This window comes from Methanoregula sp., from assembly GCF_049690535.1.
Lineage (GTDB): Archaea > Halobacteriota > Methanomicrobia > Methanomicrobiales > Methanospirillaceae > Methanoregula.
The window spans coordinates 59,566-83,234 of record NZ_JBAVMX010000031.1 but is presented as its reverse complement, the minus strand read 5'-3'; the positions used below and the strand labels follow the sequence as shown (position 1 = coordinate 83,234).

Annotated in this window: 24 protein-coding genes; 11 read left to right on the top strand and 13 right to left on the bottom strand. The window is 50.4% G+C overall.

Annotated elements, in window-relative coordinates; translation table 11 throughout:
- Nucleotides 1-39: 39 nt before the first annotated feature.
- The 9 genes from WCE46_RS02680 to WCE46_RS02640 form a co-directional block, all read right to left on the bottom strand.
- A complete protein-coding gene (locus WCE46_RS02680; RefSeq protein WP_424732158.1) occupies nucleotides 40-849 on the bottom strand; it encodes a CheF family chemotaxis protein in 810 nt (269 codons plus the stop codon).
- 70 nt (nucleotides 850-919) lie between these two features.
- Complete coding sequence (locus WCE46_RS02675) at nucleotides 920-2,173, bottom strand: hypothetical protein (protein WP_424732157.1); 1,254 nt, start codon at nucleotides 2,171-2,173, stop codon at nucleotides 920-922.
- A gap of 1 nt (nucleotide 2,174) precedes the next feature.
- On the bottom strand, nucleotides 2,175-3,785 hold the full coding sequence (flaJ, locus tag WCE46_RS02670; RefSeq protein WP_424732156.1) for an archaellar assembly protein FlaJ: 1,611 nt from the start codon (nucleotides 3,783-3,785) through the stop codon (nucleotides 2,175-2,177).
- 34 nt (nucleotides 3,786-3,819) lie between these two features.
- Nucleotides 3,820-5,685, bottom strand: coding sequence for a type II/IV secretion system ATPase subunit (locus WCE46_RS02665; protein WP_424732155.1), 1,866 nt, complete (start codon nucleotides 5,683-5,685; stop codon nucleotides 3,820-3,822).
- Between the two features lies 1 nt (nucleotide 5,686).
- Complete coding sequence (locus WCE46_RS02660; RefSeq protein ID WP_424732154.1) at nucleotides 5,687-6,421, bottom strand: ATPase domain-containing protein; 735 nt, start codon at nucleotides 6,419-6,421, stop codon at nucleotides 5,687-5,689.
- Between the two features lie 12 nt (nucleotides 6,422-6,433).
- The gene (locus tag WCE46_RS02655; RefSeq protein ID WP_424732153.1) at nucleotides 6,434-6,922 is read right to left on the bottom strand and encodes a hypothetical protein; all 489 of its coding nucleotides are present in this window, start codon (nucleotides 6,920-6,922) and stop codon (nucleotides 6,434-6,436) included.
- Between the two features lie 6 nt (nucleotides 6,923-6,928).
- Complete coding sequence (locus WCE46_RS02650) at nucleotides 6,929-7,429, bottom strand: flagellin (RefSeq protein WP_424732152.1); 501 nt, start codon at nucleotides 7,427-7,429, stop codon at nucleotides 6,929-6,931.
- Nucleotides 7,430-7,432: 3 nt separating this feature from the next.
- A complete protein-coding gene (locus tag WCE46_RS02645) occupies nucleotides 7,433-8,335 on the bottom strand; it encodes a hypothetical protein (protein WP_424732151.1) in 903 nt (300 codons plus the stop codon).
- A gap of 250 nt (nucleotides 8,336-8,585) precedes the next feature.
- Nucleotides 8,586-9,203 carry an archaellin/type IV pilin N-terminal domain-containing protein gene (locus tag WCE46_RS02640; protein ID WP_424732150.1) on the bottom strand — a complete coding sequence of 206 codons (618 nt, stop codon included), beginning with the start codon at nucleotides 9,201-9,203 and terminating at the stop codon, nucleotides 8,586-8,588.
- Between the two features lie 260 nt (nucleotides 9,204-9,463).
- Here WCE46_RS02640 and WCE46_RS02635 point away from each other — a divergent pair, with 260 nt between their 5' ends.
- Entirely contained in the window at nucleotides 9,464-10,306 is an 843-nt protein-coding gene (locus tag WCE46_RS02635; RefSeq protein ID WP_424732149.1) for a hypothetical protein, read from the top strand.
- A 548-nt stretch (nucleotides 10,307-10,854) separates the two neighbouring features.
- Here the strand turns inward: WCE46_RS02635 and WCE46_RS02630 are convergent.
- Nucleotides 10,855-11,232: a translation initiation factor IF-5A gene (locus WCE46_RS02630; protein ID WP_424732148.1), complete on the bottom strand. Its 378-nt coding sequence runs from the start codon at nucleotides 11,230-11,232 to the stop codon at nucleotides 10,855-10,857.
- A 106-nt stretch (nucleotides 11,233-11,338) separates the two neighbouring features.
- Between WCE46_RS02630 and WCE46_RS02625 the strand changes: the two genes are divergently transcribed.
- The 5 genes from WCE46_RS02625 to WCE46_RS02605 all read left to right on the top strand — a co-directional run bounded on the left by WCE46_RS02625 (nucleotide 11,339) and on the right by WCE46_RS02605 (nucleotide 15,589).
- Nucleotides 11,339-12,115, top strand: a complete 777-nt coding sequence (locus tag WCE46_RS02625) for a bifunctional fructose-bisphosphatase/inositol-phosphate phosphatase (protein ID WP_424732147.1) — start codon at nucleotides 11,339-11,341, stop codon at nucleotides 12,113-12,115.
- Nucleotides 12,116-12,121: 6 nt separating this feature from the next.
- Nucleotides 12,122-12,934 (top strand): NAD(+)/NADH kinase, encoded by an 813-nt coding sequence (locus tag WCE46_RS02620; RefSeq protein WP_424732146.1) that lies wholly within the window; start codon nucleotides 12,122-12,124, stop codon nucleotides 12,932-12,934.
- 90 nt (nucleotides 12,935-13,024) lie between these two features.
- On the top strand, nucleotides 13,025-13,516 hold the full coding sequence (locus tag WCE46_RS02615) for an amino acid-binding protein (RefSeq protein WP_424732145.1): 492 nt from the start codon (nucleotides 13,025-13,027) through the stop codon (nucleotides 13,514-13,516).
- Nucleotides 13,513-14,499, top strand: a complete 987-nt coding sequence (locus WCE46_RS02610) for a homoserine dehydrogenase (protein WP_424732144.1) — start codon at nucleotides 13,513-13,515, stop codon at nucleotides 14,497-14,499. The genes WCE46_RS02615 and WCE46_RS02610 overlap by 4 nt, the downstream gene beginning before the upstream one ends.
- Nucleotides 14,483-15,589 (top strand): sugar-specific transcriptional regulator TrmB, encoded by a 1,107-nt coding sequence (locus WCE46_RS02605; protein ID WP_424732143.1) that lies wholly within the window; start codon nucleotides 14,483-14,485, stop codon nucleotides 15,587-15,589. Before WCE46_RS02610 ends, WCE46_RS02605 begins: the two co-directional genes overlap by 17 nt.
- Before the next feature lie 32 nt (nucleotides 15,590-15,621).
- Here the strand turns inward: WCE46_RS02605 and WCE46_RS02600 are convergent, their stop codons facing one another.
- Nucleotides 15,622-16,278, bottom strand: coding sequence for a type 1 glutamine amidotransferase (locus WCE46_RS02600; protein WP_424732142.1), 657 nt, complete (start codon nucleotides 16,276-16,278; stop codon nucleotides 15,622-15,624).
- A 521-nt stretch (nucleotides 16,279-16,799) separates the two neighbouring features.
- On the opposite strand from WCE46_RS02600, the gene WCE46_RS02595 reads away from it, so the two are divergent.
- Nucleotides 16,800-17,711, top strand: a complete 912-nt coding sequence (locus tag WCE46_RS02595; RefSeq protein ID WP_424732141.1) for a hypothetical protein — start codon at nucleotides 16,800-16,802, stop codon at nucleotides 17,709-17,711.
- A gap of 84 nt (nucleotides 17,712-17,795) precedes the next feature.
- Here WCE46_RS02595 and WCE46_RS02590 read toward each other — a convergent pair whose 3' ends face one another.
- Complete coding sequence (locus WCE46_RS02590) at nucleotides 17,796-18,155, bottom strand: heavy metal-binding domain-containing protein (protein ID WP_424732140.1); 360 nt, start codon at nucleotides 18,153-18,155, stop codon at nucleotides 17,796-17,798.
- A 265-nt stretch (nucleotides 18,156-18,420) separates the two neighbouring features.
- On the opposite strand from WCE46_RS02590, the gene WCE46_RS02585 reads away from it, so the two are divergent.
- On the top strand, nucleotides 18,421-19,530 hold the full coding sequence (locus tag WCE46_RS02585) for a site-specific integrase (RefSeq protein ID WP_424732139.1): 1,110 nt from the start codon (nucleotides 18,421-18,423) through the stop codon (nucleotides 19,528-19,530).
- Between the two features lie 28 nt (nucleotides 19,531-19,558).
- Here WCE46_RS02585 and WCE46_RS02580 read toward each other — a convergent pair whose 3' ends face one another.
- Nucleotides 19,559-20,293 carry a hypothetical protein gene (locus WCE46_RS02580; protein ID WP_424732138.1) on the bottom strand — a complete coding sequence of 245 codons (735 nt, stop codon included), beginning with the start codon at nucleotides 20,291-20,293 and terminating at the stop codon, nucleotides 19,559-19,561.
- Between the two features lie 274 nt (nucleotides 20,294-20,567).
- Here WCE46_RS02580 and WCE46_RS02575 point away from each other — a divergent pair, with 274 nt between their 5' ends.
- The 3 genes from WCE46_RS02575 (at nucleotide 20,568) to WCE46_RS02565 (ending at nucleotide 23,079) form a co-directional block, all read left to right on the top strand.
- The gene (locus WCE46_RS02575) at nucleotides 20,568-20,798 is read left to right on the top strand and encodes a hypothetical protein (protein WP_424732137.1); all 231 of its coding nucleotides are present in this window, start codon (nucleotides 20,568-20,570) and stop codon (nucleotides 20,796-20,798) included.
- 383 nt (nucleotides 20,799-21,181) lie between these two features.
- Complete coding sequence (locus tag WCE46_RS02570) at nucleotides 21,182-21,370, top strand: hypothetical protein (protein ID WP_424732136.1); 189 nt, start codon at nucleotides 21,182-21,184, stop codon at nucleotides 21,368-21,370.
- Nucleotides 21,367-23,079, top strand: a complete 1,713-nt coding sequence (locus WCE46_RS02565) for a DNA primase family protein (protein WP_424732135.1) — start codon at nucleotides 21,367-21,369, stop codon at nucleotides 23,077-23,079. The genes WCE46_RS02570 and WCE46_RS02565 overlap by 4 nt, the downstream gene beginning before the upstream one ends.
- The last annotated feature ends 590 nt before the right edge of the window (nucleotides 23,080-23,669 follow it).

Below are 23,669 nucleotides of genomic sequence, written 5' to 3'. Positions count from 1 at the left end.
CTGCTATAAATCAATAGTGGAGATAAACCGGCGGTGATTTTAGTTTGTTTGGGTTTTTGTTGCGTCGGAAATGTACCGCACTCCTTTTGTTGTCAGCTGGACTTCACGCCGTATTGTGATCACTTCTGCGATTTCCAGTTGAATGATCCGGTCATAGATCTCGTCGAGCTGCTTGTGTGGGATATTGAGCATATTCTCGATGGCATGGGAATCCATCCCGGAATAGACAAGCATGGCCACCTGCTGGGCAACGGCATCCAGCTCGTTTCCTTTCATATCCATCCCTTTTGTGGTGTCTTTAAGGAAATTTACAAGGACCTGGAGCGTGGAGAGTGGGCAGAGTACGAGACTCGATACAACTTCCCCGGAATCAACGTGATCGATCCGGACAACATCCGTCTGCTTGCCCTGTACATCCCTTTTTGTAAGATCGATTGCCGCCACGTCCAGAAGGGGTATAGAGATCTGTTTTGTCGCGCTGACAAACCAGATCCCAGTCTTTACCACCACGATGCTGCCTTTTTCCCATTGTGCATCCTTGGCAAGAACACCTCCCCGGATTGCCGGGGACATGAAATATGCCATAAGCCGGTAGGCATTGCAGTTGGCAAGGATAAGCCGTTTTAATATGACAAGGACTTTTTCTACACTTGCAATCCGTAGAATTACGTCCGGGGTTCCTTTTGCCGAAATGATCAGGACATTCTTTTTTTCCTCCAGATCAAAGACTGATTTGAAGAGAACCTCCTTTTCAACCGGGGCGGGAAACGAGATCCGGTCTTCACCAACCCCTGCCTTTACGACAATCCATTTACCGTCATGTTCTATTTTTAAGGGAACTTCTTTCATGGAAAACTCACATGGGTATTATCTGGTGTGTGGCGATTTTTCAGATATTAAAGTTTATTTCTGCACAGGATTATTTTACGCTTTTTGCTGACAGGTTTTTCTTTGTTGCACCTTTGCTTGCATTAAGCTGCTCTGACATTTCCAGCAGTTCTTTCTCGATATCTGTCGCCGGCGCCTTAAAGTCTTTTAATTCACGAAGCAGGCTAACATCCTTCTCCTTTTTCACTTGTTTGATGTCTGAGGCAAGCGAACTGAGCATGTCGTCATCAGAACCGGCGGCATTTCCTGCTGCAAATGACGACATATCTGTTTTATCGGTATCAGCACTGCTTTCTGATCCCCCGGCAACTGTTATGGGCGTGGCCGGAATGAGACTTCCTGATCCCAAGGCTGGACCGGCTGACTGGGGGGTGGGCGTCTGGGGCAGAGAATCCTGCATCCCGTTGTCGTCCCCGAGGTCGATGTCCTCCAGATTTATATTGTCGAGATCATTCAGTGTTTCATCGACCGCTTCTCCATCATCAAGGCCATTCAGCTCGTTCAATCCATTGTCATCTGCATTCGCCCTGAGAATCGCATCAGCATCCGCAGCAGTCTCATCCGGAAGTGCGGGCATGTCCAAATCCGGCAAAGAAAGGCCGGAATCTACATCCGAGGATGTCTGTATCGTCTCTGATGCTGCCGCCGGTTCCGGCTCGTCCAGCCCGTCCAACAGGCCGGTTCCAAGATCCTCATCCGAGAGTGACAGGAACGGATCGGACTCATTTCCGTTTTCCGCCGGTAATACGCCCCCGGCACCACCACGGTTTGATCCGGAGACTGATGGTATTGTTGCGGCGCTGTCGAGTGCTGATCCTTTGCTGACTTTTTCTGTTATTGTTTTTTCCAGCAGTTTGTTAATCTCTTCGGGCTTCTTGGTGTTTTTCTTACGCTCTGTAAGAATTTTTCCAAAGGATTTGATGGAGGATGCCAATAGTGAGAGATGATATTGGATCCCACCTGTTTTCTCCTTTAATTTTACCGGGACGTTTTTTCCCTGTTCCTTTGCCGCTGTCCCTTTACGGGAAGTTTTTTTCTTTTCGAAAAATTTTATGGAATCGAGCCGTTTGAGGAGTGGCCGCTCACGCAGGTTCTTTATGCTCAGTTTCGAGACCGCATTTTTGATATCCGTAACCGTTATTGACCCGAGAAATATCAGGAGGACAAAACCTACGACGGTGACAAGGGGAATAAGGTAAAGGAGCGGAATATCTACAAAGATCAGGATAGAACCGATTCCTACTATCGTCGCAAATAGAACAAGCCTGCGGATATTCTCCTTCATCTCATACACCCGAGCCGGATGCTCCGCCTCCCATATTCGTCAGCGCCTGCGCACTGAAGAAGAGCCCCACTACCATCGGAGCCACCAGAAGAACAAGTCCGGTCAATGTGCAGAATATTGCAGCGTAGAAATAATACATGTATCGATCTCCCCCACCCACGATACGCGCTGAAATAATATTGGATACTGTAAAAATAACGAGCGAGATGTTGACATAGGTCTGCATCGCGGCTGCCGGGAAGTTGGAAAAGAGATTCATCCCGCCGCCAAATACACTTCCCATGGATACACCGGCGCTCTGCCCCCCGGATGTTGCCGACATGTTCTGAAACTGGGTCATCATACTCGATACCGATCCGGTAAGAACAAGAAGGATCTGGTACAGCGCGACAAAGATACCGGTCATGGCGATATGCATCGGTATAAGGAGAACGATAAACCCTTTTGCAAGATTATCCTTCTTCTCCCGGAGCAGGGTCTGTTCGAGCATCGAAGAGCCCACCACGGTACCGATGGGTTCTGGTGGTCCACCGAGTGCAACAGTGTCCCGGTAAATGTTGAGGTACTTGTAGATGAGGTTACTTCCGGACTCCCCGATAAACTTGTCCCAGCACTGTTTTTCATCAAGTCCCAGGTTGAGCTTTGAATAAACGGAATCTACGAGGGGTCCGAGAGCCACGAGTGATTTACGGTCGAGGGTTCCCAGCGCGTACACGGCGGTTGTTCCCTGTCCGCCCATTATCGCGCCAAAACTGCGGATAAAAACCGAAAAATCATTGTCCCGCAGGGTAATGTTGTGGTCGTCGATAAAACCGATAATACCGAGTGGTGCCATCAGGATCCCGGCGAGAATAAAGATCAGGCTTGTAGATATTCCGAGAAGCACAAGAATGACGATGATAGCAAGCGTGAGCGGGACGATAATTCTTTCCATGGCGTGAATCGTCTCCTGCTCCTTTGACATACGTCCGGCAAGCCCGTGGCTTTTGGGGTCGTCAGGGACTGAAGTATACATCAGGACGATTCCAAATACAGAAATTGCAAGAATGATGGCATATGACATGTCAAATGTTGCTTGGAGATCTCCGGAGGAATAGATCACCACAGATATCATCATGACGATTGCAATGACGGTTCCCGAGAGGAGCATGGCGACGTATGCATCTCCCCATTTCTGCAGCATCTCCATTCCCTGCTCAAGCTGGCTCCGGTAGGTACTACGGACTGTCGAGAGTTCATTGCTCAGGAAGTCGTCGTCGGGAACACCCGAATCGATAGAGTTTGAATACCGGTTCAGCATACTCCTGAGGATGTCGTTCTGCGTCCGCTCGGCAACGATGGAAAGACTTTCGGCGTAACTGTAGTTCCATTTTTTTACATATGTATCCACTTTTGCGATGTATTTTGATGAAATATACTCGTGGCGGTTTGATGCGAAAGAAAAAATCTCCGGTCGGGTTGCATTGGCAATCGCAAGCGATGCCATATATGTGGTCATAAAAAGAAGATCAGCACTCATCTTCTTGTTTTCCTGAATGCCGGCAAGTTTCTCTTTAATTCCTGCGATTTGTGAGGTGAAGGGCAGGGATCGGGCCGGTTGCGCTTTCGGCATATCACCAGGTGGTGGAGCAATCTCTTCAGGCATGTTATGATCCAATGGTAAGGAGACCCTGTTTCTTGATCTTGGTCATCATGTGGAAGAGATCCCAGAATTTAACGTACCCGGCCTTGTGGAGACGTTCGAGGATCTTTGCGCGTTTCTCGACTTCAAGATAAATTTCCGCTTTCCTGCTGTCGGGGATCCCAAGCATTGTTGCTATCTTATTCTCAAGGAGAAATGAACTGCCTTTTCCGGTCCACACAAAGGTGTCGGTAACCGGCTCCCAGGTAAACATCTGGACAAACGTAAATCCCCCGGTCTCTGCATTGTATCCTACCAGTTCGTTGCAACTGATCATCCGGCGGACGAGCTGCCCATCCGGCCTCTTGACTGCGCTCTGGATAATAACCAGGTTGAGGTTGTCCACGTACGTTTTTGGGATATTAATGGGGTCACCACAGAGACGCTGAATCAGTTTCTCCACGGATGCTGCGTGGAAGGTACTCATCACAGGGTGACCGGTCTGCATCGCACCAAATGCGACGGCTCCCTCAACACCACGGATCTCACCGACAAGGATTTGGTTGGGACGCTGACGCAGGGCGGCCTTGAGGAGATCGAACATCGTGACTCCCCCTCCCGCCCCGTCCCCTTCCCCTTTGCCTTTGGCGAGGGCCACTTCACGTATCCAGTTCCTGTGCGGGACAGTAAGCTCTGGAGTATCTTCGATGGTGATGATCTTATTTTCCGGTGGGATGAATGTGGTGATGGCATTCAGGAGTGTGGTCTTGCCGCTTGCCGTTTCGCCACTTACGAACAGGGACATGCCGTATTCGACGCAGATCCAGAGATATGCGGCTGCGAGGTAATCTATGCCATTGCTCTCAACTATGTTGAGGATGGAGAGCGGCACTTCGTTTACTTTACGGATGGAGAAGTTGCTGCCGTGTTTGCTGATCTCAGTCCCGTAGACAATGTTGATACGGGATCCGTCAGGGAGGGTAGAATCGACGATTGGGCTGCGGTACGTGATCGGCCGTTTTATCCGTTCGGCAATCTTTACCACGAATTCGTCCAGTTCGCTTGATACTTTGAACTCAATGACGGATTTGAGACCTTTGAACATCTTGTGCTCAATGAAGATCGGCCCCACACCATCACATGAGATATCTTCGATATAGGGGTCGGAAAGGAATGGCTTGAGGACACCCATATCGATTTTATCGCGGATAAGAAGATATTCGATGGCATTGTACTCTACGTTGGAGAGAATGATCTTGCCATCCGGGGTGATGGGGAGATTTTTGGTTTTCTTGCCGGATTTCATCTTGTTCTGCGCGGTAAAATCCGTGTTGAGGAAGGTCATCAGTTTGGATGATCCCCCGCCCTTATTTTCTGTTCGGGTCATGCTTGCGATATCCACACCTAGCGGCTTGATCATCGCAACCGAGGCGAGCATCTTTTTTAAGACATCTGTACGTTCCTTGTCGGTTGTGGGATCCGTGTCGAGGCCGTCAATGAGATCGATAAGTTTGGTTTCGATCACAGGGAGGATCTCGCTGACGCTATGCAGGAATGAAGGTTCGATGGGGATGTAGTAGTTCCTGACATCATCCGGGTCCGGCAGGATGTGGATAAACGTGGTATCGTTGACCGGGTAGATAATGTTGGGGTTTTTCATATTGCGGACATCTTTTTTTAATTCCGATAAAAAGAGCGGGATGCCATAGGTATTCACCGGGAAAGTGTGAAGATATTCAAGGAGATGCGGACTGTTCTGTACGTACTCCTTTGCATTTGCCGGGAGCATCTTGAACAACGCGTCCGATTCGAGATCCGCGTACAGGTCGAGATCGGCATCGACTACTTCCGGTTTGAAGGGGAGGTTTACGGCAACCGTCAGTGAACCCATATCAGATCCTCGCAAAACTCATCGGGATTACTTTCATACCATACCCCGGATGGACTTCAAAACTGACAAGGTTTCCGGTTGTCTTTCGTGCGCCGCGGACTTTGACGACTTCCATGACCATGACGTACTTATCGCCAACAAGTGCTTTTTTCATATTGAGATGCGCATCGCAGATGGAACGGATCCGCACAAGCGTGTCTTCTTCGAATGCATATGTGTGGAGCGTGACGAGAACCGTTTTGCCGTGATCCACAAGGGACTTGCAGTTGGTAAAGAAGGTAAGGATGGTATCGGTTTCGGCATATTCTGTAAATAGTGTCAGTGAATCGACGATAACCACCTGCGATTTGCTGTTCTGGATATAAGCGATCAGCCGGGCAAGGATGCCAGCCATCTCCTCTTTTTTCCATTCAAAACCCACCACATGGAGGGGAAAGACCTTGAGATATCCCCATGCAAAATAATCGGAGATGTCAAGGCTCATTGATTCCATCTGCTTGATAAAACTCTTGCTGGTGTTTTCTGTTGTAAACAGGTCGACAGAAAACCCCTGTTTCATAGCACCCCAGACAATCTGCTGGGTCAGAACACTTTTGCCGGTATCATTTTCCCCTTCGATGAGTGTCAGGGATCCTACCGGAAGGCCATCTGCAATTTTCTTGTCCAGTTCATTGTTGCCGGTCGAAATAATCTGCCGGTCTTCGCCCCCCATGAGGTCAGAAAGGTCAGAGGCCATGTTCCCTCCTGATTATGGAGAAGCGATATATGCTGATGCATATACCCCGTTTCCGGTAGTCACCTGAATCCATACCGGGGCTTCGCCGGGATAATACGTTGCGTTGCACGATATTTTCTCGCCCGGATCAAGTCTTCCGGGGTGAAGATTCTGATTGAAACCGTCAATGGTCCATGTTCCCGGCACGCCTGTGGATGTTTTCGTGTACATATATTCGGCGTAATCTGCAGTACCATTATTGACGAGTATATCCATATGCGTAAAATCAGAAATGACTTCAGAGCCGGTGTTTGTAATCTCAAAGGTGAACATATCCCCGTTTTCAGAGATATTGGATATCGCAATATCCGTTCTTAAACGTGATTCATCCATCAACGTCAGATCTTTTTGAGCTTCTGCTACCGTCTGGGCAGTCGATAGAGTACTACCAATCAGGATATACGCAACTAGGACAAGGATGATGACGCCCACCGTTGCACCTATGAGTTCTGCGACTGCCATGTTTCATCATCTCAATGGAAATTGTGTCGATCTCCAGATACCATCTGGCAACACAAACTGGAAGTATACATCATTGTCACTGTTCAGCGAAGGTGGCTCCGCAATAATTTCAAGCGTTTCACCGGGATCCCAATAATTATTTGAGTTCATGTCGCTCAAATCGGCTTGCCAGTACCCAGAACTCGGAGTTGTCCCATAGGTCAGACGCCCGAAACTACCAACATTCCCGCATAGTACGTCAGAGTGACTCGTGATATCTGAATATGGTATCTGCGCCGAACCTACATTCTTCATCCAGATATAGACCACCGGTGGAGTCGTTGTTGTGTCAACATTTGAAGAGATGATCTTAAAGTCAGTTCTAATATTCTGATCGGCTGTATGTGATGCAGATGAAAATGTTCCTGCCATCTGATAAATTACGGGGAATATGGCAGCGATGAGAACCGACGCAGCTATTACTGCAGTAATCAAAAACAGGGCAGTCGTGATCGTTTCGGAGGACATGGGTTATATCCTGTCCGGCAGGTTCATCCATTCTTCGTCTTTTCTGGCATTTCGTAAAGGTTCCCGTTCTTTGACCGAAGATTCCGGGGCCTCTTGTCTTTCTTTAGCCGGCAGTATCTGCTGGCGTTGTTCCATCATAACCTCTATCATGTCCCGGTCAAGTGAAGAATCCGTCGGTGACAGGATACGGTTGAGTGCATACAATTCTGATACAAACTCATCCGGGCCTACCTCGTGCTCATCGCCAAGGTTCGCCGGCATCAGGCGGGAGATCTCTTTGATCTCATCGCAGGATTCCCGCGTGATATACCCCATGATCCGGTACGATTCAAGGATAATATCGAGCCGGTCATGCCCGAATTTTCGGATGGCCCCATTCGTCCACTTGAACAGTTTGTACACTTTCTGGAGCCGGAGTTTTTCATTGGCAAGCGTATTCTGGCCAGCCTTATGACCGTTTGCAGGGATCTGGGCCTTAAGAAGGGCGATCATCTGCTCATCAGGAATCCGGTTCTCTTCATGGGTGGCAACAGCAGGTGTCTCTGGTTTTATTTCAGGCCCGGCTTTTTTGCTCTCCTTTTCCGATTTACCTTTTGCAGCGTCAGCGGCATCAAGCGTGGACTCCCGTGCGTCCAAGGCCGCCTCCTTCGCGTCGAGTGCAGATTTTTTTGCATCATTGGCGGAATCAGCAATACCACCAGTATCAACGGATCCTCCTGATCCAGCGACTGCCAGGGTGAACGGATTCTCAAGTTCATTCATCCGTTCCCTTATATCCATTAACAGGCGCTTGATGGAGGTTTTTATAAGGTCAACTTCCCGTTCGAGGTTCTGGAGCTTGACCTCGGGATCATCCTCGGAAGCCGCGGTGATGATATGGTCGACCTGAGACTGGTTTACCGCCATAGCATTGAATTACTATCCTGTTTTTCGTTAATATACTTTGCCCCGGGAACCTGTGGTTTTAGTGGGATTTTTCCTGTTTTGGAGCATCTGGGCTAGATTTTATGGTATATCCTGATATGTTTGTGGAGATATTGTTCATGTGTGAGAGTGACACTTCGGACTACGGGGGTGTGTCTTTATCTAACTCTCCAATTTATGTTTCGTGGTTGAGAACCCCAACGGGATCCTATCGAAATAGTCCGAAAAAAGATTAATAGAGAAGGTTTACTGCATTTACCGCTGCAGGAACCGTTCTGGATATACTGAATGCTGCACCAACAGCCGGTCTGATTTCAACGGTAAACTGATCGTTTCTGGGAATACCGTTTATACTACTTAGGTCGCAACTGATCTCAAACTGTTCGTTTTGTGAAAGCAGTCTTGATGGAGTTCCCGGTGCATTCTGAATACCTACAATTGCCCATTTGACACCGGTGCCCCCCGTGGCGTCAACATCTACTGGCACCGTACCTGGGGTCTGGTTCATTGTAACTAATTGAGTCGAATTGCTGTAAACCATAACCACCTTATCGAAATCAATCGGTGTTCCACCGGGAGCTAATGCCATGCTGAAATTAACAAACTTAACAACGTCTGTGGAAGCTCCAGTGGCTGCCGAATTTGTTCCATAAACATTCCCAACGATCTCTAATGTCGAGCTTGCCTGATCAACACTAGTGTGGACGGTCTGCTGTGCCTTCTGCGTCGTGAAGAACCCGGCGCCGAGTACTACGTACGAGAACACCGCCGCAACGACAACGAATGCGATAAGCACAATCGCTGCTTCAAGGCCGGTGAACCCTGCATCATTATGTTTCAACGAACTCATAACTTCACCTTCGTGAATTAGTAGACACTAGTCGCTACCAGCGTCTCTACTTTGTTAAAACGCGTTTATAGTATAAATATTTTTGTTAAAAATCAAAATCCGCACGGGCATCTTTTTTTAAATTTGATGCGTGTTATATTGGAATCGGGCAAAGTTTACCTCGTATGTAACTCTCACGTGGATGTCGAATATCCCGGTTCTAATCTCTAAAAGTCACTCATTTTTATTTATGAACGCTGCAATAGAGAACTGCAGAAGTCATGGACAAAAAAGATATCTCCTATATTATCGCCGCATTCGCCATTATTCTTGTCGTCGCGTTTGTCATCAAACCAATAGCCACCGGCCAGCCGGTCAATACCGGTATTTCCTTTGCAACGCCCTTACCCACCATAACGCCCACACCTCTGGTCGTGTATGCAACTATTACGAGCGTTATCCCTACAACCACTCCCACACCGGTCCCGACATGGAACCAGAAGGTACAGACCGTCGGCTTTGTCAATCCCGAAACCTATCACCTCTCCACAAATCAGTCTCTGCCTCAGGGCACACGCATCAATGCGACCCAACCGGATAATAGCCGTACGGTATATGCGACGATATCAGGAAAATACAGCGGAACTACCCAGATTATTAATATTCCGTTTCCCTACTGGGAATTGTCCTACACGATCGACCCGGTGATTGGCCCAATGTCAGGACCTGCAATACAATCTATTGCGATTACTCCGACATTGGGAAACGATGTGTCCTACAGTGGTATACAGGGATCATATGGCAGTGTCAGCCCGCAATTTTCCATCCAGGTGATGGATGCGACCGATCCCAACCGTATCGTGAGGAGCATTTCTCCCCCAGGGGGGATCGATCCCGACCTTTGGAATGGAGTTGCCCAGCAGACGCCCGCAGTCACAAGTACAACCCCCACTAAGTATACGGAGGTTGCTGCTACCCTGACACCCTCTACGACAGATCCCCGTCCATGGACGGAAAAATTCTTTGAAGGCCAGCGGGGCTATTATTTTATTATCAATTCCCAGTACATCAATTCCTATACGATTAAGATCCTTATTCCCACCCGATATATTGGGAAATACTGATCTTCATTTTGGAAAATCCGTAGAATAATCAACTGAGGATTAATTTAAAAAAGCACTTCGGCTGATCTGTCATGCACATGGTTAATACTGTTTTAGATACATGGCTCTATTGTAACATTCAAGTTTAGTTTCATCTGTTACCGGGTTTCTTGAGATTACCCTTCTCATACGGTTAATGTAAAACAATAATTTCAGTCGGTTTTGCAAATTTTCGTGGGGGTCCCCATTCAGGAAAAACGGGTGGGCGCGGTAATTTTGTTATGGACAATGCAAGAAGCCCTGATAGTCACCGGATCGTGTATGGAACAGGCCCGGCCCTCAGGTCGGGATCTGGAATGGGATGGCCATGGGAATTGGTGGCGTTTGATGAGTCCCCCGTCGTATTACCCTGTTTAAAAAAAGGATTTCAACAGGGCCAGATTGGTATCAAAAGTGAACTTATATTATCTTCTTGCAAAGCGATAAAACAAAAATTTCTCTTGTATGTTTCCAGTATTCTCTGAAATGTTTAGCAAAAAGTATTTTTATAATATGTCGTGACGAAACATTCAGTCGAGTTTTCTCTTTCCCATGGATTCGATATACATAATCTCTTTCCCGACTTCGAGCTGGCCCTTTTTATCTTCGGGGATGGCAATCTCGAAGTTTGAATAGTCTTTCATATCCATGAGCTGTGCCATATCACCGGCAATGGAGATTACCTGCCCGCTCTTGCGTTCGACTACGGGGACATACGCCTTTGCCGATACCGGCGAGACAATCGAGCGCTTGACACCATCGAAAATACCGACAGCATCTATCCGTGCCTTTGCTGCCCCGTGTTTTCCGGGTTTTGAGGTGGCAAGTCCGACGACTTTGCACGGTTCATCTTCCACAACAATATAACGTCCTTCTTTTATCTTTCCGATTTCTGTTTGTTCCTTCATTGTACTTCACAACCTAAAACGTAACCATAACTTAAGCGCAGAAGTAATTTATCTTTATTGCCGTACATAAATACAACGCTGACCGCATTTAGAGGTTTTTATCGCTATGGACTTCCTTTCTGCCAGTAATAAGATGGCTGCGCTTGTCCGTGAAAGTATTCGCCCGCTGATTGGATCTCCGGAGGGAGGGCAGGTCCTCCATATGGGTGCCGACAGTACCCCTACTGAAAGGATCGATCAGGTTGCGGAAGACTGTGTGATCGGGTATGTTCGCGAGCATAACCTGTGTTCCCTTCTGATAAGCGAGGAGGCGGGTAAAGTACCCGTTGAGGGCGGGAAAGGAACGATCTTTCTCGACCCGATCGATGGCACGTATAACGCGGTTGCCGGCATACCATTCTACGCCCTCTCTCTGGCATGGGCAGAAAACGGGGTCGTGCAGCAGGCATTCGTGCAGGATCTGGCGACAAAGGAGACATTTACGGCAATACGGGGGAAATATGCGCGCTGCAACGGGAAACCGGTCCATGTTTCGTCCACTTCACGGCTTGATGCCGCTGCCATGAGCGTGTACGGCCGGAAATTTGATCCCACCCGTATGATGCAGCTCGGCCACAGGATCCGGCGGTGGAGGCTCCTTGGTGCCTCCGCGCTTGAACTCTGCTATATCGGGGCCGGGAGGATAGACGGGTTTGTCGATCTGCGGGGCACTCTGCGGGTTACTGATGCAGCGGCTGGTATGCTTGTCTGTACTGAAGCCGGGGGAAAAGTTTCTGATTTAAATGGTGATCCCATTGAATTTCCCGATGAAGTGACTGTTGGCCGGTGCATTATTGCCACAAACGGCGTGCTGCACCACAAGGTGATCGAGTATCTTCGGTGACGTTACATGAAGTGCCTGCTAGTTTCCCGCATTGACCTGCCCGGCGCCCTTTCCTGTGCGCGGCAGATGAAGAACGCGCTGGAAAAAGAAGGAGTTACGGTTCTCCTTGAGAAGGATACTGCTATCAGTCTTGGCGAACCTGGCCACCCGTGCGGGCAGACCGATGCGGATGTGGCTGTGGTGATCGGTGGCGACGGCACGATCCTGCGTACTGTCCAGCAGCTGCGACACCAGATCCCGATCATAGGGATCAACCACGGGGAGGTAGGGTTCCTTGCAGATCTCGAACCCGATGATGCATGGGATTTTGTAAAAACCCTGTCACGGGGATTTGCTGTGGAGGAACGGATGCGAATCTCGCTCCTGCAGGACAACAAACCGCTCGGCGATGCCTTAAACGAGGCGCTCATCGTTACCACCCGCCCGGCAAAGATGCTCCGGTTCTCCATCATTATTGAGGGAAGGATCTCGGAACAGTTCCGGTCTGACGGCCTGCTGGTCAGTACACCGACCGGATCGACTGCGTACGCGATGAGTGCCGGCGGCCCGATTGTGGATCCCCGGATACAAGGATTCCTTGTTGTCCCGCTTGCGCCGTACATGCTTTCTTCCCGCCCCCATCTTATCAGCAGCAACCGCAAACTCGAGATCCGGCTGGAGAGTTCAAAGCCGGCAAAGCTCGTTATTGACGGCCAGAAAACCGTAGAACTGGGGAGCTCCGCATCCATCGTTGTACAGAGAGCAGAGCAACCGGCGCTCTTTATCGATGCGCACCGCAATTTCTTCGAAAAAGTGGATGACAAACTCCGGAAACTTTAGCCTCGCCCTGCCGTAAAAGAGAAAAGAACAAGTTTTTCTTTGTGAGCGGTTCCATTCTTGTTGAATAAGGTGGTATGAGTGCAGGTCTCCATGAAACTTGAGATGAAGGATTCTCCCGGACAACTTGTCGCGGCCCTCAAACCGATCTCTGATGTCGGAGGAAATATTATTGCGGTCATCCACCACCGTGACCCGGACTCGGGCAGCCACACGTTAAACGTTCAGATCGTGCTCGCGCTTCCTGAGGGGCGGCTCGACAGGCTTGTAGAACTCTTAAAGGAGCAGGACGTTCATATCCAGCGGATCGGAAAGGAACGCCTGCTGTACAAGCGGACGGTCATCCTGATCGGTCACCTGATGCACACCGACCTGTCAGATACGGTTGACCAGATCGATTCCACGGGTTTTGCCGAGGTCTGCGAAATCTCGATGAGTATGCCGGCAATAAACGAACGCTCGACTTCCCGGGTCACGATCAAGGCGACCAACCGGCTGGACATGGATGCGGCGCTTGCCGTTCTGCGTCGGGTTGCACAACAAAAATCTCTGCTTTTGATCGAGCCGCTAGGGGAGATCGCATGAAGGCGGCACTGATCGGCCTTGGATCGGTAGGTCGCGGCGTTGCAGAGATGATCGCAAAAAAGGATCCCGGTATTACGATCACCGGCGTCGCGGATTCAAAGAGCGGGCGCATCTGCAACGAGGGCGTCGATATTACGGGAGTGCTCGAAAACAAGCGCAGGACCGGGGCGTGCGGCGACATGGCGATCTCCGCGATGGACGTGATAAAAAAAGCGGATTACGATGTCCTCATCGAAGTGACGCCGACGAACGCACTCACCGGTGAACCGGCGCTCGGGTATATCAGGGCAGCCCTCGCACGAAAGAAGCATATTGTCACGTCCAACAAGGGGCCGATCGCTGTCGCATACAAGGAATTGTCAGCCCTTGCAAAAAAGAAGGGTGTGGCACTCCGGTACGAGGCCACAGTCGGCGGTGCAATCCCGATCATGCACACGCTCGAAGATGGCCTTTCTGGAAACGAGATCATTGCGATCTACGGAGTCCTCAACGGGACCTGCAACTATATCCTGACCCGCATGGCCGCAGAAGGACTTACGTATGAGCAGGCGCTCATGGAGGCGCGGGAGATGGGCTATGCCGAGGCTGATCCCACGTATGATGTCAAGGGCATCGATGCGGCGATCAAACTGGTAATCCTCGCAAATACGATCTGGGGCGACGGGACAAAACTGGCCGACGTCGACCTGACTGGTATCGATCTTCTTACGCCAGATGCCCTGCGGCTCGCCGAGGAAGGGAATTGTACCATCCGGCTGATCGCCGAGGCTATCCCCGCACAGAAGATCCTGAGGGTTTCACCCCGTCTCATTGAAAAGAATCACCCGCTGGTAGTTGAAGGCACGTTGAATGCCCTTACCCTTGAAACCGATATGGCAAAGGAGATCACGCTTATCGGGAGGGGTGCAGGATCGATCGAGACAGCAAGCGCTATTATCGGTGATATCCTGTATATCAGCGACCACTATGGCAAGCGTGCTTGAACACCGGCGGGAATACCTGCGCCTGATGCGACAGTTCACGCAGGACGCCGGTTTTTTTACCGTGACTGATGTCCAGAAAGCAGCCGGTATCCCTAGGAGCACAGCGCAGGACTGGGTTACACGGCTTGTGCGGGAAGGCTGTGTCCTCATTAAAAAGGAAAAATCAGGACGAACAGCCGCACGCTACGCCGCTATTTCCGCGATCCCGCAGAGTACCTGCCGGAGGATTTTTTCCACGACAGATGGGGAACATGTCGAGATCTTCCATGACTGCATGAGCGGTGCCTGTGCTGCATTCTGTGGCTACCACCATGCCCGGGCCGGGGGTGTTCTTACCGATGTGAAACGCGACGGGACACTCCTGCGCGAATGTGCCCGTATTGGTGACGCCAGTGTCTCAATAGGTCTTCCTCCCCTTTCTGCGGTCGGGATCTGTGGTGTCGGGTACACTGATGGTCATATCGTCCAGCGGATCCGTTGCATTGGGGGCCCTGCGTACTCGCTCACTGATATGATGTCGCAGGCGGAGGGTGTCACCCGGGTTGAACTGGACCAGACCGGGAATATTGTTGAGGGAAGAGTCTGGACGCAGGCGTATTCACATTTCACCATCGGTGTTGACGATACCGATTCCAAAGCCGGTGGGGCAACATTTGCGCTAGCACTTGCGCTGCTCACAAGGCTTGCCGCCAGCAGGGTCGTTCTGCCGATCAGCCACCATGTCGTGATGCTGAACGAAACCCTCTCCAATAAAACTGCCGGGAATTCGGCAAGTTACATTGAGGTGGCAGTACCCCCGAACAGGATAGACTGGGTGATGGCAAAGAGCCGGGAGTTTGTCGAAAATGAGGCTCTTTCAGCGGAATGGGGTCTGGCGTTTCGAAAGGGGCTGACAATCCCTGATGGCCTGAGAGAGTATGGCAGGCATGTACGGGAAAAGGTGGTTGACCGTTCCGTCGCAGAAGAAACCGCCGGGCGCTTTGGTGTCATCCTGTGCGGGGGGAACGGTGTCATTGGTGCACTCGGCGCCGTTGCTCTGGCCCGGCTTTCCCACGAAATCCAGATGGATCCGGCCCGTAAGATCGCGTGAAGGAACTGTCCGCGGTCCTGAACCGGTATTATTTATTGTGCAATAAATGCCTCTGCAATCTGCCGGCAGAGCCGGTTGCTGTCTGCTATGTATCCGGGGGTTTCTTTGAGTATCTTTTCTCTTGCCGTGGGATCTATATCCTTTGTCCACTCCCGGATGATCGTGTCAGTGAGTTCCAGGTGGAACTGGAGCCCGAGGGCGGTTTTGTAGGAGAACGCCTGGTTTTTCACGGCAGCACCGGTGCAGAGGAGCTGTGCTCCTGCCGGGAGGTCGAATGTTTCACCGTGGAGCTGGAAGACGTGGAACTGCACCGGGAAAGTTGAAAAGATCCCATCCACTTTGGGTTCCCGCATAAGCCGGTGCCAGCCGGTCTCCTGGATGTACGGGTAGACCCGGGCACCGAATGCAGAGGCGATGAGCTGAGCGCCAAGGCAGATACCAAGGACTGGTCGACCCTGTCGTACGACGTCGCGGATCAGGGCCTTTTCTTCTTTGAGGTACGGCAGTTCCTTCTCATCATTGACACTCATCGGCCCGCCCATAAACATAAAATGAGTCGCAGTGGTGACCGGTAACTCCCCGGTTTTGTCGGGCCAGATATATTCGTACGGAATGCGGCGTTCGGTAAAGATTGTTTCAAAATACCCGGCAGGTTCTGATGATACGTGCTGGAATATAGCGATCTTCATACGTACACGTGACATGTATGAAGGGGTACTTTTTAACGTCTTTCCAGAAATCATACACCCTCCAGATTGTTGAGAAACCTGCCTTAATCCGGGCCCGAATCAGGCCCCGTTTTCGGGCCTGCTGCTCTGGTGGACACAATTCCGGTGCCATCCTGTTCACCACGAGAGAAAAGTCCAATAATATCGCTTTAATCGACGAAATACGTCCAATGCGTTTAGAAATAGTTTCCCTTTAGCGGTGTTCCGTTTGGGGCTTTTTTTGGATGTGTAACATATCGGTTGGGTAGTCGATCCTGCCACCGGATGCGGTTATGGACGTATTTTTTTCAGGAGCAAGTACATCAAAAACCGGGGCTGCCCGGATCTTGGGGTTTAATCCCCCGTGATCCTGCCTTTTTTCGTGGGTATCTCCCTTTCCTTGGCGGGCGGGGGTCCGAACAGGAGAGTTTTCGGAATTTCTTGGCCTGTAAAGGGAATACGTTTGAGTAATTCAGGCCCGTGCAAATGGGCACCGTAATGGTGTGCCAGGTATCAGACAGGGAAAAGCAATAATTATCAGGTCAGGGCATAATTTGAGAGTTATGCGGAAAAGCATTATCCTTTCTCTTCTGATTGTTGGAATTGTAGCGGTTCTGGTTGCGGGATGCACGAATATCCCCGGGTCAACGAATAATGCATCATTACCTACGCCGCAGATTGACTATGTGGCGGTGAACGTTTCCCAAACCCCAACGTCAGCGGAAACATCCACACGTGATGTAGTTACAGCGGCGCCCACTCTTTCAACAGCCTGCGGCGACCTGATATCAGCTTCGGGTGATGATCAGGCATTCCTGAACTTTCTGAACGATAACACTATAGTGACCCGCATCAACGGGCTTGCCTCTGGCGATTGCAGTAAAATTCCGGCGGAGCAGATTACCCAGTTGATCACAACCGGTGCAATCCCGCAAACAAGCAGCCTTGCTCAGGCCCGGATGTACCTGATTTCTGCAACAAAATATTGTCAGAATCCAGATTCAGCCGCCCCAAACAATACAGAAACGGATTTAGGAAAATTTGAGAATGGGATAAACCAATACCAGAACCTTGTGTATTCGTGCCAGGACCAGATCAGTGCAAATGCCTCATCTGTAGCCGGTGGGGAGAAACTCGTTATGAATAACATTGAGGGGCCCCAGACGTTTTCGGGGAGTGGTAATTCGGTTAAAGAATTCACGGTTACTGAGGGAGGGTACAGCTTTGCAGCTACCTATGCGGGCTATGACAATTTCATCGTTCATATCACCAATAATTATGGAAAACCGATTGATGAACTTTTCAATGAAACCGGGCCATATTCAGGGGGTACAAGTGTGAATCTCCCGGCCGGTAAATTTTACATGAGCATTGAGGCATCCGCACCCTACCTGATTAAGATGACCCAGTCATAATCTTTTTAGGTTCACCAACTGGCTGTACTATTACAGTATCGAAAACGAGCCCCGCCATCGCATTTCTGTGGGCGAATACGATTTTTACCCGAGCCTGACCGGACTTGTTTTATCAGTCTCCCTCTCAACAACAACTGCTGTCCCATACGCGAGCAGTTCGGTCATGTAGCCAATCTCTGACGAATCGAACTGCACGCCGATAACTGCATTTGCACCCAGCTCTTTTGCATGATCCTTCAGCCGGCTGAGCGCTTGTTCACGTGACTGGTTCAACAGTTCGGTATATTCGTGGATCTCTCCACCTGCAAGAGATCGAAGGCCTGCAGTTATGTTCCTGCCGAGCCCGCGACTCCTCACAATAAGTCCCCATGTAAACCCGATGGTTTTTGTGATCCTGTAGCCCGGAAGATAAGGTGTGCTTACCGTAATAATTTCATCTGCCATTGGTGTCACATTAAAATCGAGGTCTCATTCCCATTTATGAGTGTTGGTGCTGATGAGTTGGCGATCGATGGGAAATTATTTCCGGGATAATAAATTGGAGATTAGCCGTTAACTTATCAGAACCTAAAAACACGTGGTCCTTGGCTTTCACGATAAAAAAACAAAATGCGAGGGAAGGGATTCGAACCCTTGAACTCCTGCGAGACCGGACCCTAAATCTAGTGCCAAACAACGGGACTATATATTGTGACGTCTCAGGGGGATCATGGATGTTGTGGCAAAGTTCAAGCGGCTGGATCCGGTCAACCTGCAATACTTCACCGACTACATCCGGTACCTCGAGCTGAAAAATAATAATCAGAAGACTGTAGAATCAAAACTCTGGAAAGTTTACGCCTTCCTAATTTGGTTCGATTTCCGGGATGCAAAGACAGCACAATCGCAGGATCTGGAGAATTTTTATCTTGACCGCAAAAAGACCCACTCTCCGGTTACTGCGTTCGGTGACCTGCGGGAGATGTGCCGGTTCTTCGAATGGCTCCTACCCGGAAATAATCTCGTGCAATTTAAACCGAAGCCACCCCTACACGAAGTCCCACCGGAGAAAGTGCTGCAATCCGTGAATGTACGATCCCTCCTTGAAGTCTGTGAGTCGCAGCGGGACCGGGCCCTGGTCGCAATTGTGTGGGATTCAGGAGCCCGGATCTCTGAGATCCTGAATTGTAACATCGGCCATGTGACGTTTGATCGGTACGGCGCTGTGATCGCGGTCACCGGGAAGACCGGTCGGCGGAGCATTCGGCTCGTATCAGCTGTCCCGGATCTGCAGGCTTGGATCAACATTCACCCGCTCAAGAACGACCCGGAAGCTCCACTGTTTGTTACATCCAGGAGGCGGGGGACTACTACATTATCCCGCCTCTCGATCCGAAGGGTACAGAACCTCTTTGCCCGATTTGGTGATCTTGCAAGCTGCCCGAGGGACACGAACCCACACGCGTTCCGACACGGCCGTCTTACGGTCCGTGGTAAGCAGCTGACCGAGGCCGAGCTCAGGGAGTATGCCGGATGGTCAAAAAAATCAGCGATGGCGGCCGTGTATGTTCATTTGTCAGGCCGGGATATCGACAACAAGATCCTTACCGTGGAGGGTATTAAGCCGGAAGAAGAGCCGATAGCGGACCCGATGTCAGCGCAGATATGCCCCCGGTGTAAGAAGGCAAATAGCCCGGATGCCATGTATTGTGATCGGTGCAGCATGGCGCTTAACGATGATGCTCTACACGATCTGGATGCCGTCAAAAACGTAATGAGCAACCCGGATGACCTGATCGCGTATGCGGAATGGCGGAAACGACAATCCATTATTCCGTGATCGATATTGGCCTTTTCACGAGATTCACTTATGGAGTTGTAAGGAGAATTTGATCTCCCCTTGCTTGAGCTCGATTCTCAACCATCACTTTAGCATCTTCAACACCGTGTTCCTTGAGAAGATCATACGCATTATTGAGTAATATTTCAGTTTTAGTCCATTCCTGCATGTAATAATGGCTTTGGCCATGTAAAAACTCTATTTCGTCTGCTTCAGTCACCATTTTGGTATAAATTCTTGAGTCAATCCGATAGAAAACATCTGGCTTCTCTTTGAGTGGGCTGGATCTAGGATACTTCTTCTTTCGTTCGATTCGTCTCAAAATATTCGATTCCGAAAGCTGTTTTAAAAGGCGATTTAGCGTGTTTTCATTTTTAAATAAATGATTAAAGGGACAGTTTTGATCATTTGGCCATACGCAATCGGGACAAATTGAAGTTTTTCCGCCGCCTCGTCCTTCGACCAAATCGTGAACGATTTCGGATCTGCGGACTACTTCCGTATTTAGGACGCTGTTGCAAAAGCCACCGGAGTAATAACTTTTTCGCTCAAAATATGAAATAATTTTTTTTGCATTTTCCAAAGTTTTCGGGCTTTTTTTCCCCTGCATAAATTTTCTGAGGTGAGAATCAACAAATCTTCTGTGTTGTTCACTCCTGCTCTCAAAGATTGCTCTAGGAAAATCATCTGGTGGAATGTCAAAAAGGTCCGCCATCCGTACCGGCCAAATCAAACACTGGGGTAAGTGAGAGATGTCCGCCATTGCAAGTTCCTAACAAATAATCGTTTGTTGAATCCGGTTAATTAATCTATCCAATTCATTATGTTTTGAGAGCATGAAGCGACAGGTTTGTGTTGGTCTTGATGAATCGTTGATTGAAAAAATCGACGAAAAGCGTGGTGATGTAACTCGGAGTCGTTTTGTGAACAAACTTCTTACCTCCGCTATAGTGGGGGGTGAAAAATCTGCAAGTTGCTCACAATAAAGTTGCAGTTCCTGTAAACCCGATGAGTCGTTACCCGAAGAGGAGCCACCTATGATCGGACATTGTGCGCGATCGCTCCCCGCACATAAGCCTGCCGTCACCCGGGCCGCACTTGATGCCTTTGAGCACCAGAGCGGCCTGCTGGATGTTGCCCGTTTCCTCATCGAAACCGGAAGAGTGGCTGTCATTGATGAGCCGGGCCGGTCTGCTGCCCAGGCCCTGATCGCACGATCGAACCGAACGAGTGAAGGGAACATCCATGTCGCTTTCGTATCGCAGTAATTTCATCCCTCGTAAGCGGGCTGGAGCGATCGCCCTTTTAGAGTCCGCCAGATATGATCTCTCGCTTCTGACCCCGGCCCAGATCCGGGCTATACGGGATCGGTTTTTCCTCGATAACGATCGCAGCGTACAGCAGCTAATTCAAGACGGGGAGATACAACCATGACCCGGTTTCCCGGCTCGCGTGTCAAACGGGCTGACTTGCTCATCGCTGCCATCCAGGAGGGCCGGGTACTGACAAACGGTCAGCTGCGATCCTGGATAGACTCTGCTGCATCACTGCCTCCCCGATTACGCGAGCACGTTTTTGAGAGGGTCGAACCCTTGATCGGGCCGAATGGGGTAAGTTATCTGCGATCACTCCTGCCAGAGGCGATATCCAGATGACTGTCGGATACGTTCCAGAGGGGCGGCAGCCCTTCCTTCCCTTTGGCACCCGATCGGGCTGGGAACTCCTTGTTACTCTCGAACAACGCCACGGAATCCGCGTTCAAGCCTCGGATCTTCGCCCTGAAAAAGACATCATCATGGAATGCCTCGCTTTCATGGAGAGCCGGGGGTATGCCTCATGAGCGCCCCGGCAAGCCTGGACCTCTCGGCAGAAGATATGGCCCGGGTCGACTCCCTTCGTGAAGGCGCCCGGAAGAAAGAAGTCGAGCGTATAGTACAGGAGAAATCGACAGACGAGAAAAACGCCGGCGTGGATTATTTTTCCATCGCCCAGGAACTCCTGCATAAAGGGGATCTCCTCTCGTTCAACAACACAATCTACCGGTACAAAGACGGGGTCTTCATCGAGGATAAGGGGCAGCTGGAAAGCCAGATCCAGATCATCCTCCAGTACCGGGGGATCGGTGCCAAGGAACGAGTGACGACCGCATCACAGCAGGTGAAGCACTATATCCTCTATGATGCGCCGTACACCGAGTATCCCTTCAACCAGTCGCCCAACGCAATCCCCCTGGAGAACGGGGTCCTGCTCCTGGACTTCGAGACCGGGTCTGTGTCGCTGGTTCCGCATTCTCCGGATTTTCGGTTCAACTACAAGCTCAAGGTCAGATACGATTCCGCAGCCGATACCGCTGCGGTATCAAAATACCTCGACTCTCTTGGTGTGGACCGTGATCTCCTACTGCAGATTCCCGCGCATTCCCTCCTCTCCATGCTCGGCCGCGTATACAAGCGGGCATACTTCCTCAAGGGTGATCGTGACAGTGGCAAATCCACGTTCATCCGCCTGGTCACGCATCATCTTTTTGGGCCGTCCGTCTGTTCCAATGTAAGCCTCCACGATATCCTGTTTGACCGCTTCCGGCTGGCAGATCTTGACGGCAAACTCATGAATGCCTACGCGGACCTGGCCGACTCAAAGATCGGAAACCTCGGCATGTTCAAGGCCCTTACTGGGGGTGACGCGGTTACCGTGGAGCGCAAGCACCGGGACCCGTACTCCATGGTCAACAAGGCCGTGTTCCTCTTCTCCGGCAACCGGTACCCGAAGATCAAAGGAGGGGACGATGCTTGGTGGTCCCGCTGGATCGCGATTAACTTCAACGGGTCATTCTCCCGGGATCCCGAGTTTGAAGGGGCAATCTTCACAGAGGCTTTTGTATCCGCTTTCCTGCTCTTGGTCCTTGCACGCATGACCGCCATCATCAGGGCCCGTGAACTTATCACGACCGATAACGTGGAGCGCGACTGGCTGAGTGATGCATCCAGCGGGTACGCATTCATCCGGGATTGCCTGGAACGGTGCAAAGGTGCAGTCCTGGTCAAGAAGGACCTGTACGCCTCATATACCGAATACTGCAGCGATGCAGAGTTCGAAGTCGAGAGCCAGAAGGATCTTACCGAGCTACTGAAACAGGCTGGGGCGATTGATGCGTACCCGACCATCCGGGGCCGGAGGGAGCACTGCTACCAGGGATTTAAACTCAAGGGCCTCGAGCCGATCTTCCCGGACTCATCGCAAAAAGATGGTAATATCCTGAACATCTTGAACACTGACCCCGAACGACGACGTGAAAAAGCGGGGTCTGTGCAGGATGTTCAGGGTAATTCTATGTTATCGCGTACAAAGGAAGGATCAGGATCTGGTACTGAACATATAGAAAAAGTAAAGTCCTCAAATCCTGCACAACCTGCACAGGACTATTCTGGCCTGACCCGGGCCCAGCTGACCGACATTCTTCTCCAATGTGGAGGGGACGCATCCAAAATTCCCGACCCTGCCGCATTCCAGGAATCTTGGAAACGGACCGCCAGTCCCGAGGGTGCATGATGGGGTACATCGATCCTATCTGCGAGTCCCGAGTCCTAGAGAGAATCAATGTCGAGCTCCTGCTCGCACGCATTTTTTCGAAGGCTCACAAAACCCATGCCCCCCTCATTGACATTTTTTCAACGTCGGCATGTGACGTTACGTCATATACAGATCTTCTTCGACGACAGTATACCGGATTCGTCGCCCGTGTACGATCGGAGTCCGCGCAATTGTGCGCAGCTGTGGGATTACAAATTTCCCATGTTTACGACGGGCCATGTGCGCAATTGAGCGCGATCGAGCGCGATCTCATGCAGATGTGCGCAGCTGTTCATGGCACCGGATCGGTACCGGATCATCTTACCACTCGCGGAATACCGCGGCATTGCGGCGGTTCCGCGTCAGCTGAGTATACCGGATTAAAGGAGCATATTATGAACCAGAATTTCAACACGGAAATGAAGTATCCCGACCTCTTCGGGACAGTAAAAAAGATTAATGCAGAATCTGGTAGATCGATTCGATCGATTCGGTCTCCGGTGAGGCAATCGCGGAATACCGCGGCATTTCTCAAATTACGATCGATTGCGGTACCGGCAGCTGGGGTG

Excerpts from the sequence above, each read along its gene's own strand:
- WCE46_RS02680 (WP_424732158.1), bottom strand. The coding sequence starts at position 849 with ATGAAAGAAGTTCCCTTAAAAATAGAACATGACGGTAAATGGATTGTC.
- WCE46_RS02675 (WP_424732157.1), bottom strand. The coding sequence starts at position 2,173 with ATGAAGGAGAATATCCGCAGGCTTGTTCTATTTGCGACGATAGTAGGA.
- flaJ (WP_424732156.1), bottom strand. The coding sequence starts at position 3,785 with ATGCCGAAAGCGCAACCGGCCCGATCCCTGCCCTTCACCTCACAAATC.
- WCE46_RS02665 (WP_424732155.1), bottom strand. The coding sequence starts at position 5,685 with ATGGGTTCACTGACGGTTGCCGTAAACCTCCCCTTCAAACCGGAAGTA.
- WCE46_RS02660 (WP_424732154.1), bottom strand. The coding sequence starts at position 6,421 with ATGGCCTCTGACCTTTCTGACCTCATGGGGGGCGAAGACCGGCAGATT.
- WCE46_RS02655 (WP_424732153.1), bottom strand. The coding sequence starts at position 6,922 with ATGGCAGTCGCAGAACTCATAGGTGCAACGGTGGGCGTCATCATCCTT.
- WCE46_RS02650 (WP_424732152.1), bottom strand. The coding sequence starts at position 7,429 with ATGTCCTCCGAAACGATCACGACTGCCCTGTTTTTGATTACTGCAGTA.
- WCE46_RS02645 (WP_424732151.1), bottom strand. The coding sequence starts at position 8,335 with ATGGCGGTAAACCAGTCTCAGGTCGACCATATCATCACCGCGGCTTCC.
- WCE46_RS02640 (WP_424732150.1), bottom strand. The coding sequence starts at position 9,203 with ATGAGTTCGTTGAAACATAATGATGCAGGGTTCACCGGCCTTGAAGCA.
- WCE46_RS02635 (WP_424732149.1), top strand. The coding sequence starts at position 9,464 with ATGGACAAAAAAGATATCTCCTATATTATCGCCGCATTCGCCATTATT.
- WCE46_RS02630 (WP_424732148.1), bottom strand. The coding sequence starts at position 11,232 with ATGAAGGAACAAACAGAAATCGGAAAGATAAAAGAAGGACGTTATATT.
- WCE46_RS02625 (WP_424732147.1), top strand. The coding sequence starts at position 11,339 with ATGGACTTCCTTTCTGCCAGTAATAAGATGGCTGCGCTTGTCCGTGAA.
- WCE46_RS02620 (WP_424732146.1), top strand. The coding sequence starts at position 12,122 with ATGAAGTGCCTGCTAGTTTCCCGCATTGACCTGCCCGGCGCCCTTTCC.
- WCE46_RS02615 (WP_424732145.1), top strand. The coding sequence starts at position 13,025 with ATGAAACTTGAGATGAAGGATTCTCCCGGACAACTTGTCGCGGCCCTC.
- WCE46_RS02610 (WP_424732144.1), top strand. The coding sequence starts at position 13,513 with ATGAAGGCGGCACTGATCGGCCTTGGATCGGTAGGTCGCGGCGTTGCA.
- WCE46_RS02605 (WP_424732143.1), top strand. The coding sequence starts at position 14,483 with ATGGCAAGCGTGCTTGAACACCGGCGGGAATACCTGCGCCTGATGCGA.
- WCE46_RS02600 (WP_424732142.1), bottom strand. The coding sequence starts at position 16,278 with ATGAAGATCGCTATATTCCAGCACGTATCATCAGAACCTGCCGGGTAT.
- WCE46_RS02590 (WP_424732140.1), bottom strand. The coding sequence starts at position 18,155 with ATGGCAGATGAAATTATTACGGTAAGCACACCTTATCTTCCGGGCTAC.
- WCE46_RS02585 (WP_424732139.1), top strand. The coding sequence starts at position 18,421 with ATGGATGTTGTGGCAAAGTTCAAGCGGCTGGATCCGGTCAACCTGCAA.
- WCE46_RS02580 (WP_424732138.1), bottom strand. The coding sequence starts at position 20,293 with ATGGCGGACATCTCTCACTTACCCCAGTGTTTGATTTGGCCGGTACGG.
- WCE46_RS02575 (WP_424732137.1), top strand. The coding sequence starts at position 20,568 with ATGATCGGACATTGTGCGCGATCGCTCCCCGCACATAAGCCTGCCGTC.
- WCE46_RS02570 (WP_424732136.1), top strand. The coding sequence starts at position 21,182 with ATGACTGTCGGATACGTTCCAGAGGGGCGGCAGCCCTTCCTTCCCTTT.
- WCE46_RS02565 (WP_424732135.1), top strand. The coding sequence starts at position 21,367 with ATGAGCGCCCCGGCAAGCCTGGACCTCTCGGCAGAAGATATGGCCCGG.